Below are 18,967 nucleotides of genomic sequence, written 5' to 3'. Positions count from 1 at the left end.
AGACCGGTGTCGGTCGCGTGGGCGATGCCATGATAGCACGGGTCGTCGAGTTCCGTCGCCGGGGATCGCTGTCGGCACCTCGGGCGTCAGGCAGCGATGTGGAAGATCCGTCCCACGGCCGCGGTCGCCACCATGGCCAGGGCGCCCCAGAAGGTCACCCGGCCGGCCGCCACCAACATCGGGGCGCCGCCGGCACGGGCACCGAGGCCGCCGAGGAGAGCCAGCAGGACCAGGGCGCCGGCAGCGACCAGCGGCACGCGCAGTTCGGTTGGACTGAAGGCGGCCGTTGCCACCGGCAGGGCCGCCCCCACGGCGAACGAGGCGGCGGAGGCCAGCGCCGCCTGCAGCGGGCGCGCAGCGTGCAGGTCGGACAGGCCCAGCTCGTCACGCGCGTGTGCACCCAGCGCGTCGTGGTCCATCAGTTGCAGGGCCACACGGCGCGCCAGGTCCGCGTCCAGCCCGCGCGAGCGGTAGATCGCCGCCAGTTCCTCCTGCTCGTGCTCGAGGTCGTCCTCAAGTTCGCGGCGCTCCCGGGCCAGGTCGGCCTGCTCGGCATCCGACTGTGAACTGACCGAGACATATTCGCCGGCGGCCATCGACAGCGCGCCGGCGGCCAGTCCGGCGAACCCGGCCAGCAGCACGGTGCCGCGCGAGGCGCCGCCGGCAGCCACGCCGACGATCAGGCTCGCGGTGGAGACGATGCCGTCGTTGGCGCCGAGCACGGATGCCCGCAGCCAACCGATGCGGTCGCCCACGTGACGTTCGCGATGGTGCGACTTCATTCGGGTCCTTTCGCAGCGTCGTCGCCGGGGGCGGTTCCGGATGGCGCGGTCGTCGCCTCGCGGGACAGCAACGACGCCACGGCACCCACGGTCAGGATACCCGCGATGACCGCGAGCGACCACAGCGCCGGCACGTGCACCCACTCGGCGGCCAGCATCTTGGCGCCGACGAAACCCAGGACCAGCGCCAGGCTCGGCTTCAGGTAGCGGAGCCTGTCCAGGAAGCCGATCAGCGCGAAATACAGCGCGCGCAGGCCGAGGATCGCGAAGATGTTGGACGTGAAGACGATGAACGGATCGCGGGTGACGGCGAACACCGCCGGGATGGAGTCGACGGCGAATACGACATCACTTGTCTCGACCACGAGCAGCAGAGGGACCAGCGGCGTGGCCAGCAGACGACCGCCTTCGCGGATGACGAAGCTCTGCCCGTGATAGTCGGCGGTAATGGGCATGAACCGTCGCGCGAGCCGCAGCACCGGGTTGCGTTCGAGGTGGGGCTCGGTGTCGTCGTGGCGCAGGAAGCGCAGCGCCGTCCACAGCAGGATGGCCCCGAACACGAACGTCACCCACGCGAAATTGCGGATCAGGGCCACGCCCGCCGCGATCATTGCCCCGCGCAGCACCATCGCCCCGAGGATGCCCCAGTAAAGGGCCCGATGCTGGAGCACCGCCGGCAGCCGGAAATACCGGAAGATCATGGCGATGACGAAGATGTTGTCGAGGCTCAGCGACTTCTCGACGACGTATCCGGTCAGGTACTGGAGCGCGGCCTGCGAGCCCGTCAGCGGATCGCCCACCGTCACGCCCACACCCAGCCAGTGCCGGTCGTAGAGAAAGTAGACGACGATGCCGAAAGCGAGCCCCAGCCCGATCCACAATGCCGACCAGCGCAACGCCTCGGGTACGGCGATGACGTGCGCACGCCGGTGGAAGACGCCCAGATCCAGCGCCAGCAGTGCGACGATCAGGGCCAGGAACAGGATCCAGACGATCAAGCCGTCACCGCTTCCATGCCGCGACTACATCGGGGAAAAGCCCTGCTCCGACCAGTACGCGTCCTGGTAGATCTTCTCCAGCTCGAGCAGCTGCGTCAGGTGGCCGTCTTCCCATTCGAGCAGCCACGTGAAGAGCTGCTTGAGGTCGGCGTCCTCGGTCCTGGCCGCGTGGTCGCGGTAGTAGGCGATGGCCTTGTTCTCCAGGTCGCAGCCGATGCTGATGACTGCCATCTCGAAGCTGCCCTTGCGGACGGAGCGCTTGAAATCGTCGGTGATGACGGTCTGCGACCCGTGATCCAGTTCGGCCGGGTTCAGGCCGGCCAGGTTCAGGTGACCGTCAGCCAGAAGGTGCCGGTACTGCGTCGTGAGGATGCGCACATGGTCGTCCTCGTCGCGCGCCAGCATCTGGAACATGGCGCGAGCGGCCGCATCGGTGGCCTGCTCGGCCGCGTGGCTGTACAACTGCTGCCCCTTGACCTCGACCATCACGGCGTCCTTGATGGCCTTGAGCAGCGCGTCCTTCCTCTGGGCCTCGTTCATCCCGTTCCTCCCGTTCGTCGAGCCGGCTTTCCGGCCACCAGTTGCCGCCAATCTTCTGCGTCCAGTCGCCCGGCTTCGGTCGCCTAGAAATCGATGATGCTCACCTTGAAGTACTTCTTCGGGTTGCGGCGCAGGTCGTCCAGCAGCCGCTGCACCGACGTCAGCGTCGAATCCGTGCGCGTGTAGAGGGCCGGGTCGTTCAGCAGCATGCCCGCCGAGCCCGTCCCGTTCTCGAGCTTGTCGAGCAGCGCGTTGAAGCGCGCGGTAGTCCGGCCCAGCCCCGCCATGAGCGTATCGGCGCTGGCGGCCGCGGACGAAGCCCCGGCCAATGTCTGGTCCACGCGACCGGAGTCCATCAGCTTCCGCAGGGCCGTGGTCGTCGCGCGCAGGTCGTCGAGGATGACCGTGACGTCCTCGTGGTTCTGCTCGACCATGCGGTCGACCTTGTTCAGGGTCGTGTTGGCCTGCGACAGCGTCTCGATCACCTTGCCTTCCCTGCGCACTTCCTCGAGCAGCGCCGTGACCTTGCCGGTCAGCACGCGCATCTCGGCCAGGGCCGCGCCGGCGGCGTCGGTCATGGCGGCGATCGTCCCGGCCGAGCGCCCCGCGAAGATGTGCCCCTCCTGCACCGGCGCTCCGGTGCCGGGGTCGATCTCGATGACCACCTCGCCGACGATGCCCTTCTCGCCCAGGATGACCATCGCGTCGTCGCAGAGCCGCGCCGAGTCGTCCAGCTGCAACTGCACGCGCACGGCCTGCGGCATGATCGCCATGCCCGTGACCTCGCCCATCCGGATGCCGCGCACCTGCACCTTGTCGCCCACCCGCAGGCCCTCGACCTTGGCGAAGTCCGCCTGGTACATGCTCGTGCCCTTGCGCAGGTCGATGTTCTTCAGCCAGAGCATGCCTCCGACCAGCACCACGATCGCGATGATGGTCACCAGGCCAACCTGGATCTCGTTCAGTCTGCCTCTCATCGGCATCCCCCCGGGGCGATGGCGGGCGACGCCACGGCCCCTGCTGCGGTCAAAACGCCCCCAACGGTCCCTGGGAGCGGCCTTCGATGAACTGCCGGACCATCGGGTGCGGCGTCGTCCGCACTTCCTCGACAGTCCCGGTGAAAACGATGCGCCCCTTGCTCAGCATCGCCATGCGGTTGGCGATCTTGAACGCGCTCGGCATGTCGTGCGTGACGACGATGCTGGTGACCCCCAGCTCCTTCTGCAGCTGGATGATGAGGTCGTTGATGGCATCCGAGGTGATCGGGTCCAGCCCGGTCGTCGGTTCGTCGTACAGGATGTACTGCGGCTCCATGACGATGGCCCGCGCCAGCGCAGCCCGCTTCTTCATGCCGCCGGACAGTTCGCTGGGCACCTTGTCCTCGACGCCGACCAGGCCCACCTGGGCGAGGCACTCGCAGGCGCGGGCACGGATCTTCGCGGTCGGCCAGTCGGTGTGCTCTTCCAGCGCCAGCCCGATGTTCTTGCAGATCGTCATCGAGTCGAACAGCGCCGCGCCCTGGAACAGGAAGCCGAACTTCTTCCGCATCTCCATCAATGGTCCCAGTTCCAGTGACGACACGTCCTGGCCCTCGACCCAGATATGCCCCGCATCGGGCTCCAGCAGCCGGACGATGTGCTTCAGCAATACGGACTTGCCCTCGCCGCTGCGCCCGATGATGACCAGCGTCTCGCCCTTGTGGATCAGCAGGTCCGCACTGTCGAGCACCTTCTTCGGCCCGAAGCTCTTGCTGACGCCCTGCACGACGATGCCGCTGAACGTCGACGGGTCGGCGACGCTCTGGTCGGGCGGTGGCGGGATGTCCCATTCCTGCTGCATGCTCACGTCTTCTCGAACACGATCTGGAACAACACGATGGCCAACAGGTAGTCGGCCACCAGCACGCTCAGGCAACTGCCGACGACGGCGGTCATCGTCGCGCGCCCGACACCCTCGGCGCCGCCCTTCGTATTGAATCCGAAGTAGATGCCGCTCATGGCGATGATGCCGCCGAAGACGAACGACTTGATCAGCCCGCCGAGCAGGTCCGAGTGCTTGTAGAACATCTGCAGGCCCTCGACGAAGACGCCGCTCGAGACGTCGAGGGTCATCACCGACGCCACGTAGCCGCCGATGATGGCGATCGCGTCGCAGAAGATGGTCACCACCGGGATCATCAGCACGGAGGCCCAGAACCGGGGCATGGCCAGGTACCGCGTGGGGTCGATGGCCATGATGGTCATGGCATCGAGCTGCTCGGTCACCTTCATGGTGCCCAGTTCGGCTGCGTAGTTGGCGCACAGTCGACTGCCGACCACCAGCGCCATCAGCACCGGCCCGAGCTCGATGAAGACCGACTTGGAGATGACGGTGCCGAGGAACTTCATCGGCACATAGGCCTGCATCTGGTACACGGCCTGCACGGCCGTCACGGCGCCGACGAATATGGAGGTGACGATGACCAGCGGCAGCGAGCCGATCGCCACGACCTGCATCTGCTCGAGGATCTCGCGGCGCATCCGCCAGGCGTGCGGGGTCTGCAGGATGATGGCGCGCAGGAGGAGCAGGCCCCTGCCCGCTCCGCTGAGGCCGTCGTTCACGACCCTGCCGATGCTCGCCAAAATTGCCGTCATGGTCGCGCCAATATAGGATCAGCCGGTGGGGAAGTCTACACACCGCGCGGCGGAACGGGCCCCGGGGGCGGCCCGGTCCACCTTCAGGGAGTTCCGTCGGCCTCTGCGAGCAGGTGCCCTAGCATCCCGCGCAGGGACTGGCGGGCGAAATCCCGCTCGCGTTCACGGATATCCGCCGGTAATTCCCCGCCGCGGGCGAAATGGACGTCCGTCACGCGCGCCCGTTCGGTGATGTCGGCGAACAGCTCGTCTTCGCTGCCGGGTTCAGTGTGCGGCAGCCCCCGACGGGCGGCCAGGGCCTGCCGGCAGGCCTCCAGCCAAAGGTCGACCTGCCCGCGGGCCGCCAGCAGCAGTCCCCGGACATCACCTTCGAACCAGCCGTGGTGGGCGAAACGCAGACGTTGCGGCAGCGGATCGAGGGCCAGGAGCCGGTCCAGCGAGGCCTGCGCTACGCGCGGGTGGAACCGCGGCGGCGTGGCCGGCCGCAGGTAGTAGGCTTCGCTGCGGGGACCCCTGCCCAGGGTGGAGAAAGTGCCGGCGGCCTCGCCCACGAACAGGTCGTCGCCGTCCCGGAAGGCCACATGGTGCGGGGCGTGACCCGGCGTGGGGATCACCACGAGCCCGAACGCGGCCGCCGACTCTACATCGGACAACGCAACTTCGGCCAGCGCCGCAGCGGGCACCGGCTGTGGTTCGCCATACACCTCGGCCTTGGCGCCCAGGACCTGTCGTGAACCCGCCCACAGCTTCGCCGGGTCGACCAGGTGCGGCCGGCCGGCCGGATGGCAGATCACCTTCGCCCCGGGCCAGGCCTCGAGCAGGCGCGCCGTGCAGCCGCCGTGGTCGAGGTGGACGTGGGTCAGAAGGATGAGGTCGAGCTTCTGCAGGCCCAGCTCACGCAGCACGGCGATCAGGAAATCGGCCGTGCGCGGCGGGCCCGGGTCGACCACATACGTCACGGGCCCGTCCACCCGCGCCCAGCACGAGATGAACCGCCGCTGTCCCACCAGCGGCTGGTCCAGGTCGATCAGGTGGAGTCCCGCCTGTTCCACGCCCGGCGCCTCAGCGCGCCAGGTCCGAGAAGCGCGTGAATTCCTTATGGAAGTGCAGGTCGAACTGGCCGATGGGGCCGTTGCGCTGCTTGCCGATGATCAGCGTCGCCATGTTGTGCACCGATTCGTCATCCGGCTTGTAGACTTCCTCGCGGAAGATGAACATCACCACGTCGGCGTCCTGCTCGATGGCGCCGGATTCACGCAGGTCGCTCAGCATCGGCTTGTGGTCGCCGCGCGCCTCGACGCCGCGCGACAACTGGCTGAGCGCGATCACCGGCACGCCGAGGTCCTTGGCCAGGCCCTTCAGGTTGCGGCTGATCTGCGAGATCTCCTGCTGGCGGTTCTCGATGCGACCGCCACCGCTCATGAGCTGCAGGTAGTCGATCACGATCAGGCCCAGCCCGTGCTGCTGCTTCAGCCGCCGCGCCTTGGCCTTCATCTCGAGCACGGAGATGCCGCTGTTGTCGTCGATGAAGATCGGCGCCCGCGACAACTGCTCGCACGCCTGCGTGAGCCGCGGCCAGTCCTCGGCGCGCAGCTTGCCGCGCCGCAGGTTGTGCAGATTGAACGAGCCGCTGCTGCCGAGCATGCGCATGACCAGCTGCTCACGCGACATTTCCAGCGAGAACACGCCCACCGGCTGCTTCTCGTGCACCGCCACATGGTAGGCCAGGTTCAGCGCGAGCGACGTCTTGCCCATCGACGGTCGCGCGGCCAGGATGATCAGGTCGCCCTTCTGCAGGCCGCCGGTGCGCCGGTCCAGCTCGCGGAAGCCGGTCCGCAGGCCGGTCACGTCGTCGCCGCTCTGGAATGCCTCCTCGATCGCCTTGAACGTGCCCGGCACGATCGACTCGACCGCGGCAAAGCCGCCGGTGCGCGATTCCTCGCTGACGTCGAAGATGCGGCCCTGGGCGCGATCGAGGATGGCCGAGGCCTCGTCGGCGCCCTCGTAGGCCTCGCTGGCGATGGCGCCCGACACGCTGATGAGCCGCCGCAACACCGATTTCTCGCGCACGATGCCCGCGTGGTGCACCACGTTCGCGGCCGTACCCATCATCCCCGCGAGGTCGATCAGGAAGTCCATGCCGCCCACCAGCTCGAGCAGGCTGCGCCCGCCAAGGGCCTTCAATTGCGCCTTGTCCAGGAACTGCTCGGCCGACTTCTCGAGCAGGTCGGCAATGGTGATGGGATCGACGGCCTGGTCGTTCTCGTAGAGACGGCACATGGCGCGGAAGATGAGCTGGTGCTCCAGCCGGTAGAAGTCGCCGTGGTCGATGCGCTCGCGGGCCAGGCCGACCGCTTCCTTGTCGACCAGCGCGGCGCCCAGCACGGCCTGCTCCGCCTCCTCGGAAAAGGGCGGGCGACGGTCGCCGGGAAGGCGGTCGTAACCGAAGGACGATCGGGAGGCCGACGCCTGTCCGGCGGCGCGCTCGGGCTTCATTTCCATTGCTGGGCACCCTTGACAGTTCAGGGAGGATACGGATCCCGCCCATAGTACCATGCCTGCGCCGTGCCCCCAAATCCGGGCTGGGTCGCGGCCCTCAATCCCGGGGGACAGGCTGCGGACAAGCCGGGGTACAGCCCTCACGGCGCGGGGGATAACCCGGGGAGAACGCCGCCTTCGTGCTGGCTGTCCGACCCCGGAGCAGGGATAATCGGTCCCGCCCGACCCGGCTGGCGATAGGCGCACCGCCGGGGAGGTTATCCACAACCCCGGGGACAACCCGCCGCGAAAGCCGACTGCCGTGTGTGACACTTCCAGGCCCCCTGTCGACCTGCGCGCCATCCTCGAGGCCACCCGCCCGGCCCGTCCCTGGCAGGATGGGGACCAGTTGCCCTGGTCCGATCCCGCCTTCAGCCGCCGTATGCTGGAGGTGCACCTGGACCCCGGCACCAACATGGCCACGCGCGCGCCGGGCGTCGTGCGCGCCCACGTGGACTGGCTGCTGGGCGAGCTCGCCAGGCGGTCCGGCCGCCCGGCGCCCTGGCGCGTACTGGACGTCGGCTGCGGCCCCGGGCTCTACCTGCACGAACTGGCGCTGAGGGGCCACGGCGGCTGCGGCTTCGACTTCGCGCCCGAGCCCCTGCGCTGGGCCCGCGACCACGCCGCGGCCAACGGGTTCGACATCCGCTTCCTCGAGACCGACCTCACGGCCCTGCCGGTCGATTTCGCCGCCCAGGCCGGCGCCCCCTTCGACGCCGTCACCTTCTGGTTCGGCGAATTCCATGCCTTCCGGCCGGAGCAGGCGCGCGCCTTCCTGCCGCAGCTGGCCGGGCTGTTGCGGCAGGGCGGCCTGTTCGTCCTGGAGTTCCAGCCCTGGGACCTGTTCGTGAAGGAGGACGCGACCACCTGGTCGGCGGTCGACAGTTCACCATTCAGCTCGCGACCGCACCTGTGGCTCGAGGAGTTTGCCTGGGACGAGAGTGCCCAGGCCGAGATCCACGTGCACTGGATCATCGATGCCGACGGCGGCGCAGTCCGCCGCTTCGCGCAATGCAACCAGGCCTGGGAGGACGCGGACCTGGCGGCGGCGCTGGCCGCGGCTGGCATCGGCGATCTCGAAGCGCACGAGCCGATCACCGGAGTGGACGAGCAGTTCGAGTTCCCGGTGCTGGTGGGACGAAAGGACTGAGCCGGCGACACGGTCCGCGATGAGGGCCGCGCCGACGGTCGTGGTCATCGGCTTGCCGGATCGCGCGACATTTCGCGCTTATAGATCGGGATGGTGCCGCGGCGCTTCGGATTGTACACCTTCCGCGAAAGTGATATGTCCCGGATGTCCACCGTACGCTGCCACCGGTCCCGCCTGCTGCCGGCACTTCTCACCGCGCTCCTGGCCGGAGGCGCCTCGACGACGACGCACGCCGCCACAACGCCCGTTCATGCGTGGGCGTTTCCGCTCACGCTCCCCGCCGACAGCCTCACCGCGCTGTGCGGCCGGGACGGCAACTGGCTCGAGCACTGGCAGGAAGCGGACCTGCGCTATGACCCGAAATCCGACGGTATCCACGGCACGTTGACGTACGGCGTCGACTTCTGGCTGCGCGACTCGAAATCACTGGCCGAGAGCGCCCGCATCGGGAAGTCGGAGGGCCCACAGAGCCGCTGCCGCGGCGTCTACATCGAGATCTGGTCGCCGGCCACAGGCAAGGTCCGCACCGTTGCGGACTCGGAGCTCGGCTGGCGCGGGCAGATGGACGCCGGCGCCGGCGTGATGCGTCTCGACGTCACCGACTACATGGCGGTGATTCCCGGGCTGAGGATCGGCGATCGGCTGCGCGTGACCTGGCGCTGGGAGTGGACGCGGTTTCACGGCCTGCCCATCAACGACCTGGTCCACGAAGGCAACGGGCCCGTCCTCACCACGATCAGCCTGCAGGCCCCGGTGGACCAGCATCTCGGCTACGCCTATGTCGGCCCGGACAGCCTGGCGGCCTGCATACACGAGAGGCGGACGTCAGCCGGCGGCCGCCAACACCTGACCTGGACGGCGCGCGACGAGCGCACGGCCGACCTGGTGCTCGCCCGGCGCAAGGGCGGAACCTTGACCCTGGTGCCCCACCTGGCCGTGACCGACGCCATGAGGACGGCAGTGGCCTTCGTCGGCGCCGACACCTGGGCCGGCGCCGCGGCCGCGTATCGGGAACACATCATGCCCCTGCTCGAACCGACGCCGGCAGTGGCAACCACGGCCCGGTCCGTCGTGGAGGGACTGGAGACGCCTGCCGAACGCATCGCCGCCCTCTACGAACATGTACAGGCGACCACGCGCTACCTGGGCCTGTTCAACGGCCGCGGCGGCATCATCCCCGCGCTGCCGGAGGCCACGCAGCAGGCCGGCTTCGGCGACTGCAAGGGCCTGTCGTCGTATTTCATCGCCCTGTGCCGGGCCGTCGACCTTGAGGCCTGGCCGGTGCTCGTGCTGGCTGACGAGGACCGGGAACTGGCCGCAGGCCAGCCCAACCTCACGCAGTTCAACCATTTCATCGCCTGGGCAAATGACGGCCAGGGCGGCTGCTGGATCGATCCCACGCTCGAGGATTTTCCGGCCGGCGTCCTGGCGCCCGTCGACGGACTCCAGCCCGTCATGCTGACGCGTCCCGGTTTCGAGGGACTGTGCCGCATCCCGCGCGCGGCGTGGGACCCGGGACTGCGACGCGTCGAAGTCAGCGGTGCCATCGATCCGGCGCTGCGCCTGCAGGGGACGGTGACGCTCACGGCCGAAGGTCCGGGCGGCGCGCTGCTCGCACTCTACCTGGACGACGCCAGGGACGCGCGCAGCCGCGACGCGCAGTCGCGGGAACTGCTGCTGGCGCCGCCGTTGCGCGCATCGGCCCTGCCTGCGGCGGCAGCGGACTCGAACGCGCCGCCGCTGACCTGGAGCCGCGCGTTCCAGGCCGGCCAGCCGCTTCCCGGCGACGCGAACCGCCTGTTCCTTGCCGCCGAGATCGCCTGCGTACCTGAACTGGCCCGGGGCGGCGACCGCGAACCGGTCGATCCGCGGCGCCACCCCGATCGCCTCGAGACATGGCGGCTGGAACTGCCTGACGGCTGGCACCTGGCGGCGCCCGACAGCTTCTCGCGGACGGCGCCGGGGCTGGTCTGGGAACGCACCGTCCGACAGGACGGGCGTCACCTGATGCTGGAACGCCGCCTCGACTGGGGCGACTCGACCCTGTCGCCGGCGCAGGCGGTCCTGCTCGATCAGGCCCTGGCCGAAGCCGCTGCCCGCGAGCGCTCACCGCTGCAACTGAAGAGGAAGGTTCCGTAATGGCCCCTTGCCACCGCCGCCCGCACCCGAATGGCACCATCCGTGCCGCCTTCACCGTGACCATGTTGGCGGCGATCCTGGCCGGTACGTCAGCGCGGGCGGGCAAGGATGGAGAGAACCCCTTCCTGCCGAAACGCAGCGACGCCGCCATCATCGCCCATGTGGCCAGGCTGGAAGCGGAGCCGGCCCCCGACGTCGATGCCGGCGGGCACGGCACGACCTGCCTCGGCTTCGAGCGCATCCTCCAGCTGCGGATCAGTTCGCATACGATCACCGAGAACATGGTCTACCGCGTCGACGAACCGGAAGCGAGCCCGGCGGCGTCGCGCCGCATCCAGTTGTCGTCGACCACGAAGGTGGAAGCCGCCGTCACCTGGACGCTGCGCGACGGTGCCGTGATTCGCCATGCCGCCGACACCGCCACGATCGTGCCCGGCAACGACAACGTTCCCACCGAGATCGTGATCGCCGTGCACGACGTACGGCCCGGCGACGTCGTCGGGTGGTCGATCCGGTACAGCCGGCCCACGACGTACTTCGGCGGAAACCTGGTCGTCGCCGACGTGGTGCCGGTCCGCTTCGCCAGCATCCTGGTCGTCACCGACGGCCTCATCGCCTACAGGACCTTCGGCTGCAACCTGCGACGGGACGCCTGGTCCTGCGAGATACTCAAGCGGGACAAGGGCGTCGAGAAAATCGTGCGGTGGACCATGCACGATGTCGGACGCCTCGATCCGGGTCCTCTCGCCGCGCCGCCGCTGGCTGTCGTGCCCGCGGTCCAGGTCAGCTGGTCGGGTACCTTCAACAAGTACCGGGGACGCTGGCTGACGATCGAGAACTGGAACACGCTGGCACTGTGGGTCGATGCCTGGTTCAAGTCGATGTTCGCTTCCGACCTGGAAGTACGGAAAGTGGCCGTGCGCGTGACCGACGGCAGGACCGGTCCGCTGGAGCGCCTTGAGGCGCTGCGGGCGTTCGTGCGCGATAAGATCGTGCTCATCGAGCCCTGGGAGGCGCGCGACAGCGACCGTTCGGCCGCCGAGGTGCTGCGCACACGCAACGCGACTCGACTCGAGGCCGGCGCGCTGCTGTACGCACTCGCCGCCGAGCTTCGCCTGAATGTGCGCCCGGTCCTCGCGCGCAGCCTCGAAGCAGGTCCGTTCGACGAGGACCTGCGCGCCCTCATGCAGTTCACGGACATCGTGGTGGAATCGCTCGACCATCCGGGCACCTATTTCGCAGTGGCCGGCTCGCCGGGAGCGATCGGCGAACTGCCCTACGACCTGATGGGCGCGCGGGCGATGTGCATCGAACCTAACCTCGACAAGAAGGAGGAAGCGCTCGACAACGCCGCCTGGGAGGCCGGTCGCTCCGAGTCCTTCGAGCGCTACTTCGAGGAGTACCGCGAACGCATGGAGGCCGCCCGTTGGCACACGATGTTCACGCTGCCCGGCAATCCCAATGCGGTCCAGGGCTCCGTGCGCGAGACGATCACCTGGGCCGCGGGCACCGACACCCTGGTCATCGAACTGGCAGCCACCGGGCACGCCGACCGCCTGGACCTGTCGCCGGGCGCCGTCACTTTAGCCGACGGGCTGGCGCGCTATGCCGAATGGCGCTTTCCCGGCAGCACCTGCCGGGAGTCGGTCGCGAACGCGGGGACCGACACCTTGCGGGGTCACCTGATGAGCCCGGCGCCACAGGCTGAGGGCGACACCTGGTCGCTTCCGGCCGCCTTCGTCTACGGAAGCGCGTTCCTGCCCGAATGGCAGGAACCGCTGCCCGACCAGCTCTACTGCCCGGCGACCAGGAATTCCCGCCGTGTCTGGCGCATGTCCCTTCCCGAGGGCTGGACGCTGGCGTCGGCACCGCGACCGGTGTCGGTGACGAACCCCCGCCTGGCCCTGTCCGCGCAGGTTGCCGTCATCGACCGGGAACTGGTGATCGTCCGCGAATGGCAATGGCGGCGTGGGATCACACTGCGCGATGCGCGACTACCCCTTGATCAGGCCGTCAAGGCGCTGCGCGAGTTCGAACAGACGCCCCTGCTCCTGATCCGCAACGCGTCCGGCGGTTGACCGGCTGCGGGAATCCGCGAACCATGAAGGTGCGAATCGACATGAGACCGAATCAAAGCCGCGGTCGCTGCGCGTGGATGCTGAGGCTCCTGCCGGTAGTCGCCTGCCTGGGTATCGCCGAGGCGAAGGCGGCCGACAAGGACTGGCTCCTGGGCAACTCCAGCGACGAGGAACTGCTCGCCCTCGTCGGCGGGCTCGACGCCCTCGACGCACCCGGCGTTGCGGAACAGATGCTCATCGCGGACGCCGTGTGCCTGGTCCGCGAGCGCACCCTCGAGTTCGAGCGCAACCGGCACCACATCACCGAGAACGCCGTGTATCGCGTTGCGGACGCCGAGAACAGCGGCCTGGCAACGCGACATTTCCGCTTCCCCGCGCGCAGCCGCATCGAGCAGGCGACTGCCTGGGTCATCCGTGACGGCAGGGTGACCCGCTGTCCCCGTGAGATGATCACCATCATCAAGGGCGGCGCCGAGCGCCCCACCGAGGTGATCCTGGCCATTCCCGACGTGCGCGACGGCGATGTGGTCGGCTGGTCGATCCGCCGGGGCGAGAACCGCGTCCATCCAGGGCTGACCATGGCGCTGCCGGAGCGGTTCCCCGTGAAGCTGACGCGCGTGCGCCTCCTTTCCGACGGCTATGTCGCCTATCGGATCCTCGGGCGCAATCTGGTGCCCGGGTCCTTCGACGTCGATGTCCTCGAGCGGCGCAACGGCACCGAGACCAGCATCCTGGCCGAGATCCGCGATATCACGCCGATGACGGACGGGCCCTATGCGCCGCCGGTGTGGTCCGTCGCCCCCACCATCGACATCACCTGGCGCGGCCTGCTCGATACTTCCATCGGCAGTTGGCTCTTCCTCGCTTCGTGGAGCGAGGCTGCCGTCTGGTTCGAAAGCCAGCTGGCTGACCTGACGCAGGGCGACAAGGCACTCACCGCGAAGGCGCTGGAACTGGTCGCGAAGGGGGAATCGCCCACGGAACGGCTGCATGCCCTCCACGAATTCGTCCAGCGGGAGATCGTCGCCGTGTCCGGGGACGAAATGCGTGCCGAGGACCGGCCGGCTCACGAGGTCTTTGCCTCGCGGACCGCCAGCTCGTTCGAGGCGGGCGTGCTGCTCCACGCCATGGCCCAGGCTGCCGGCCTCGACGTGCGCGCGGTGTTCGCCCGCAGCCTGGATCTGGGTCCCATCGACAACGGCAACCCCAGCCTCCAGCAGTTCAGCGACCTCATCGTCGAGGACCTCGCGGCGCCGGGCAGCTACTGCGTGCCTGGTCGCCCCGACTGCCGGCCGGGGACGCTGCCCGACGACCTGCTCGGCGCCACCGCGCTGGTGCTGGCGCCGGACCTCGAGGCGAAATCACGCGCCGTGGTCGAGGAAGTCTTCTCCTCGGTCGACACGAACGTCGGCAGGCTTATTGCCGTCTACCAGGACCGCGTCTCGCGGCTGCCGTGGCAGACCATGTTCAACCTGCCGGGCAACGCGGCGCTCCTGACGGGCGCTGTCCGCGAAACCGTCACCGGGAAGGCGGGAAGTGACACGCTGGCGATCGAGGTCAGGATCAGCGGCAGAGGCTACCCGGAGGGCGAAGCCGCCCTTGATGACGTGCAGCTGCGATTCCACCAGTACTGCACATCGGCATTCCCGGCTGCCGAACCGCTGGGCGCGATGCCCGGGGCCGGCCGGGAGGCGATAGCCGGCAGCCTGCGATGCGACCTCGGCGAACCGGCAGGCGACACCTGGCTGGTGCCAGGGGAAGCCGTCTTCGGCGCCCCGTTCCTGGCGGACTGGGACGGCCCCGGCGCGGGCCTCTTCCACATCACCGCGACGCGCACCATGACCCGCACCTGGCGCCTGCTGCTCCCCGCAGGCTGGAGACTGGCCGCCGTGCCGCCGGAGCTCGTCGTCAACAATCCGCGCTTCCGGGCGCGGGAGCGGGTTGGCGTCATCGACGGCGCGCTGCTGGTGCTGCGCGAGGTCGAATTCCGGCGCGGCATCACGCCGACATCCGGGCTGGCGGAACTGGAGGCCGCGGTTGCCCGGGTCCGCGACTACGAACTGGCACCGCTCCTTCTGGTCAGGACGACGGCAGCCGCCTCGCGCTGAACGGGACACAGGCGGGCCGGGGCGCACTGCCGCCCCGGCCCGCAACACCACGCCGTTGCCCGTGCTAGCGCCCTGCAGGCACCAGCCCCAGGATGAACGCGAACTCCACCGCCTTTTCCTCCAGCGCCCGGAACCGCCCCGACCGTCCGCCGTGCCCGGCGTCCATGTTCGTCCTCAGCAGCAGCGGGTTCCTGTCGGTCTTCATCGCGCGCAGCCGGGCCACCCACTTCGCCGGCTCCCAGTACTGCACCTGGCTGTCGTGCAGACCGGTACCCACCAGCAGGGCCGGGTAGGCCTTTGCCTGCACCTGGTCGTACGGCGAATACGCGAGCATGTAGTCGTAGTACGCCTTGTCGTTGGGATTGCCCCATTCGTCGTACTCGCCGGTCGTCAACGGGATGGACTCGTCCAGCATCGTCGTGACCACATCGACGAACGGCACCTGCGCGACGGCGCCGCGCCACAGATCGGGCGCCAGGTTGACCACCGCACCCACCAGCAGGCCCCCGGCCGAGCCACCCATCGCGAACAGCCGGTCGCGGGATGTATACTTCCGCTCGACCAGGGCTTGCCCGCAGTCGATGAAGTCGGTGAAGGTATTCATCTTCCTCAGCAGCTTGCCGTCCTCGTACCAGCGACGCCCCATTTCCTGTCCGCCCCGCACATGGGCGATGGCGTAGACGAAGCCGCGGTCGAGCAGGGAGAGCGCGCTCGCGTTGAATCGCGCGCTCTGGCTGTAGCCGTACGAGCCGTAACCGTAGAGCAGCAACGGCGCCGAGCCGTCGAGCGGCGTGTCCTTCCGCCGCACGAGCGAAACGGGCACCAGGGTGCCGTCGCGGGCGGGTACGCGCAGGTATTCCGCCGTGTAGTCAGCAGGATCGAAGCCGCCGAGGACCTCCTGCCGCTTCAGCAGTTCCTGCGTATGGCTGCGCATGTCGAAGGCGTACACGGTGGGCGGCGTGGTCGGCGACGTGTACATGTAGCGCAGCACGTCCGTGTCCATCTCCGGATTCGCCTCGGTGCCCACGGCCCAGGTCGGGTCCGCGAAGGCCAGCGTGTGGTCGGGCCCGCCGCCCGTCGGGATGACGCGCACGTGAGTCAATCCATCGTAGCGCTCAGCCACGACCAGCCAATTCGTGAAGACCTCAAAGTCCTCCAGCAGGACCTCCTGGCGTGCGGGGATCACGTCCCGCCAGGCGTCCTGGCCGGTGCGATCGAGCGGGCATTCCATCAGGCGGAAATTCTCCGCGCCGAGGTTCGTGCGCACCAGGAAGCGGTCGCCCTGGTGCTCGATCGAGTACTCCAGGTCGCGCCGCCGGGGCTGGAAGAGGCGAAACGTGCCGGTCGGATTGTCCGCCTCGAGCACGCGCCACTCGTCACTGAGGGTCTGCGAACTGGAGATCATCAGGTAGCGGTCCGACTTCGAGCGCATGACATCGCACTCGAACGTGACGTCGTCCTCCTGGTAGACCAGCACATCGGCCGCCATGGGCGTGCCCAGCACGTGGCGCCACACCTGCCATGATCGCAGCGTTTCCGGGTCCTGCTTCGAGTAGAAGAGCGTCCGGTTGTCCAGGGCCCAGGTGGCGCCGCCGGTCACGTCGGGAATGATGTCGTCCAGCAGGCGACCCGTCTCGAGGTCCTTCACGCGCAGCGTGTAGAAACGACGTCCCACCGTGTCGACGGCGAAAACGGCCAGGCGACCGTCGGGACTGACCTCGACGTTCGCCAGGGAGAAGTAGCCGGCGCCGACGGCCATGGCGTTGCCGTCGAACATGACCTGCTCGGGCCCTTCAGGGCCGCCCGGCCGGCGGCACCACAGCGGATACTCGCCACCCTCGACGAAGCGGAGATAATACCAGTAGCCGTTCAGTTCGTACGGAGCCGTCGAATCGTCCTTCTTGATGCGTCCCTTCATCTCGGCCAGCAGCGTGTCGCGCAACGCGGCCGAGCCCGCCAGCATCGCCTCGGAGTAGGCGTTCTCGGCCTCGAGGTACGCGATCACCTCCGGGTTCTCGCGCTGCCGCAGCCAGTAGTACTCGTCGCTGCGCGTATGACCGTGGATGGTCATCTCGTGTGGAACGGTCCGCGCCACCGGAGGTGTCGGCGCCTGCGCCAGGGCGCCGGCGGCGAACGTCACCAGCAGCAGCGGCAGGAGCCGGAAAGCTGCACGCTTGGCCATGGGGGTTCCTTTCGGGAAGGCGCGGCCGGCAGGGCGGTCGCGGTTTCCTTTCGACGGCACGGCGTGTATTGTGGACTCATGAGCGACGACAATCAAGAGCGCGACAAGGCGGGGAACCACTCCCCGGTCGAGCCCCGGGCGGACGACGCCGGGCGACAAGACGCCGGGCAACAAGACGCCGAGCGCGATGCCCTCCGCCACCGCGCCTTCGACCTGGCGACGGCCATCGCCCGCGCCGGCGCCGGCAACCTCAAGGGCGCCTCGCCGGTGCCTGCCGCACGCCAGCTGGTCCTGGCCGTCACGGCCCTGCTCGCGGCCCGCCTGCCCGACTCCGAGGGATCCCTGGTCCGCGTCCTGGGGGCTCGCCTGGAAGATGACCCCAACCTGCAGGACCGGCACCGCGGCGCCCCCGCTGCGGCGCTGGCTGAACTGCTCGACCGTGCCCTGGCCAGTCCCACGTCGCTGGCCGACCTGGTCCGCGAGGTCGACGCCCGCTGGGGGCGCGACTACGATGAGCGTCCCCGCTTCGAGGCGAACGGCCGCCCGCCTGCCCCCGACGATCCCTACACCATCGAGAGCGTGCGCACGCTGCTGAAGGCGCTGCGCGATTCCCTGTGAGGTGCCGTATGCCGACCCGTCGCCTGCGTCGCGCTCTCCTGGCCGCAATCCCCCTGTTTGTGGCCTGCATTGCCGGATTGCCTGCTCGCGCTGTCGCAGGGCCGCCAGCCGGGACCACCGCCGCGCTGCAGCGCGTCCTCGATGCTTTCCTGGCCGAGAACCCCCAGGCGCCGGGACTCACCGCCTGGGTGCTGTGCCCGCCGCTGGACCTGGAGTGGTCCGGCGCGGCAGGGACGGTTGCCCGCAACGACACCCGCCCGCTGACACCGGCCCATACCTTCCGCATCGCCAGCAACACCAAGACCTATGTGGCAGCGACCGTCCTGCGCCTGGCCGAGGAGGGCCGGCTTGCGCTCGAGGCACCGCTCGCGGACCTGCTGCCGCCGGACCTGGCGACCGTGCTGGCGGCCGACGGCTACGCGCTCGGGGCGATGACGGTGCGCCAGGTGTTGAGCCACACCGCCGGGCTTGCCGACCACTCGGGGGACGATCGCTACGGTGAGGCGATCATTGCCGACCCTGCACACGCCTGGACGCGCGAAGAGCAGGTGCAGCGCTGCGCCGCACTGTTCGACCCGATCGGTCCGGCCCCGCGCCGTACCGCTACTCCGACACCGGCTACGTGCTGCTGGGAGGCATCGTCGAGCGGTTGACCGGGAAGCCCCTGGCGGCAGCAGTGCGCGAGCAGCTGGGGTTCGCTCGCCTGGGCCTGGGCGCCACCTGGTGGGAGAACGCCGAACCCGTGCCTGCCGGCGCCGGCCCGCGCGCCCACCAGTACATCGACACGCACGACGTGACCGCCTGGGACCCGAGTTTCGACCTCTACGGCGGCGGCGGCCTGGTGACCGACGTCCGCGACCTGGGCCGGTTCATGCGGGCGCTGCTCGAAGGGGACGTGCTGGGGCGGGAGGCATCGCTGGCCGCGATGACCGGCGCCGGCACGGCCCCCTACCGACTGGGGCTGATGGTGACCGACCTGGACGGACACCTGGGCTTCGGCCACCAGGGCTTCTGGAACACGTTCGCCTTCCACCTGCCGTCGCTCGACGCCACGGTGGCCGGCAGCATCCTCAGCCACGACGCCGCCAACGGGCGCATCCTTGCGGCGCGGCTTGCCGCCTGCCTGGCTGCCGCGATGCCGGCTACAACAGAAACGGCGGGCGACTGAAGTCGCCCGCCGTCCCGGTTCAACTCCGCGGAG

General features: G+C 69.0%; 16 protein-coding genes. 7 read left to right on the top strand and 9 right to left on the bottom strand.

The genetic code is table 11. From position 1 onward, the window contains the following. Window positions 1-86 precede the first annotated feature (86 nt). The 8 genes from IPG61_11335 to dnaB form a co-directional block, all read right to left on the bottom strand. Window positions 87-782, bottom strand: coding sequence for a VIT family protein (locus IPG61_11335; GenBank protein MBK6734662.1), 696 nt, complete (start codon window positions 780-782; stop codon window positions 87-89). Further along, window positions 779-1,780: a TerC family protein gene (locus IPG61_11330; protein ID MBK6734661.1), complete on the bottom strand. Its 1,002-nt coding sequence runs from the start codon at window positions 1,778-1,780 to the stop codon at window positions 779-781. The genes IPG61_11335 and IPG61_11330 overlap by 4 nt, the downstream gene beginning before the upstream one ends. Window positions 1,781-1,804: 24 nt before the next feature. Further along, window positions 1,805-2,320: a hypothetical protein gene (locus tag IPG61_11325; GenBank protein MBK6734660.1), complete on the bottom strand. Its 516-nt coding sequence runs from the start codon at window positions 2,318-2,320 to the stop codon at window positions 1,805-1,807. 83 nt (window positions 2,321-2,403) lie between these two features. Then, a complete protein-coding gene (locus IPG61_11320; GenBank protein ID MBK6734659.1) occupies window positions 2,404-3,297 on the bottom strand; it encodes an MCE family protein in 894 nt (297 codons plus the stop codon). 49 nt (window positions 3,298-3,346) lie between these two features. Beyond that, window positions 3,347-4,159, bottom strand: coding sequence for an ABC transporter ATP-binding protein (locus IPG61_11315; protein MBK6734658.1), 813 nt, complete (start codon window positions 4,157-4,159; stop codon window positions 3,347-3,349). Between the two features lie 2 nt (window positions 4,160-4,161). Then, on the bottom strand, window positions 4,162-4,953 hold the full coding sequence (locus IPG61_11310; GenBank protein ID MBK6734657.1) for an ABC transporter permease: 792 nt from the start codon (window positions 4,951-4,953) through the stop codon (window positions 4,162-4,164). Between the two features lie 83 nt (window positions 4,954-5,036). After that, window positions 5,037-6,005: an MBL fold metallo-hydrolase gene (locus IPG61_11305; protein MBK6734656.1), complete on the bottom strand. Its 969-nt coding sequence runs from the start codon at window positions 6,003-6,005 to the stop codon at window positions 5,037-5,039. A gap of 10 nt (window positions 6,006-6,015) precedes the next feature. After that, on the bottom strand, window positions 6,016-7,449 hold the full coding sequence (dnaB, locus tag IPG61_11300) for a replicative DNA helicase (GenBank protein MBK6734655.1): 1,434 nt from the start codon (window positions 7,447-7,449) through the stop codon (window positions 6,016-6,018). Window positions 7,450-7,753: 304 nt separating this feature from the next. Here dnaB and IPG61_11295 point away from each other — a divergent pair, with 304 nt between their 5' ends. From IPG61_11295 to IPG61_11280, 4 genes are all read left to right on the top strand, one after another. After that, the gene (locus IPG61_11295) at window positions 7,754-8,641 is read left to right on the top strand and encodes a class I SAM-dependent methyltransferase (protein ID MBK6734654.1); all 888 of its coding nucleotides are present in this window, start codon (window positions 7,754-7,756) and stop codon (window positions 8,639-8,641) included. A gap of 144 nt (window positions 8,642-8,785) precedes the next feature. After that, window positions 8,786-10,780: a transglutaminase domain-containing protein gene (locus IPG61_11290; GenBank protein ID MBK6734653.1), complete on the top strand. Its 1,995-nt coding sequence runs from the start codon at window positions 8,786-8,788 to the stop codon at window positions 10,778-10,780. After that, window positions 10,780-12,858, top strand: a complete 2,079-nt coding sequence (locus tag IPG61_11285; GenBank protein MBK6734652.1) for a hypothetical protein — start codon at window positions 10,780-10,782, stop codon at window positions 12,856-12,858. The genes IPG61_11290 and IPG61_11285 overlap by 1 nt, the downstream gene beginning before the upstream one ends. 41 nt (window positions 12,859-12,899) lie before the next feature. Further along, a complete protein-coding gene (locus IPG61_11280; protein MBK6734651.1) occupies window positions 12,900-14,966 on the top strand; it encodes a transglutaminase domain-containing protein in 2,067 nt (688 codons plus the stop codon). Window positions 14,967-15,030: 64 nt separating this feature from the next. Here the strand turns inward: IPG61_11280 and IPG61_11275 are convergent, their stop codons facing one another. Continuing rightward, complete coding sequence (locus IPG61_11275; GenBank protein MBK6734650.1) at window positions 15,031-17,148, bottom strand: S9 family peptidase; 2,118 nt, start codon at window positions 17,146-17,148, stop codon at window positions 15,031-15,033. 78 nt (window positions 17,149-17,226) lie between these two features. Between IPG61_11275 and IPG61_11270 the strand changes: the two genes are divergently transcribed. Genes IPG61_11270 through IPG61_11260 form a run of 3 tightly spaced genes read left to right on the top strand, consistent with a single transcriptional unit; the run spans window position 17,227 to window position 18,934 of the window. Next, window positions 17,227-17,766, top strand: a complete 540-nt coding sequence (locus IPG61_11270) for a hypothetical protein (protein ID MBK6734649.1) — start codon at window positions 17,227-17,229, stop codon at window positions 17,764-17,766. A gap of 8 nt (window positions 17,767-17,774) precedes the next feature. Next, window positions 17,775-18,419, top strand: a complete 645-nt coding sequence (locus IPG61_11265) for a beta-lactamase family protein (protein ID MBK6734648.1) — start codon at window positions 17,775-17,777, stop codon at window positions 18,417-18,419. Continuing rightward, window positions 18,389-18,934: a beta-lactamase family protein gene (locus IPG61_11260; protein ID MBK6734647.1), complete on the top strand. Its 546-nt coding sequence runs from the start codon at window positions 18,389-18,391 to the stop codon at window positions 18,932-18,934. The genes IPG61_11265 and IPG61_11260 overlap by 31 nt, the downstream gene beginning before the upstream one ends. Window positions 18,935-18,967: the final 33 nt, after the last annotated feature.

It is taken from the genome of bacterium, assembly GCA_016703265.1.
GTDB lineage: Bacteria > Krumholzibacteriota > Krumholzibacteriia > LZORAL124-64-63 > LZORAL124-64-63 > CAINDZ01.
Note: the sequence above shows the minus strand (reverse complement) of the source record. Positions and strands in the feature narration are given on the sequence as shown.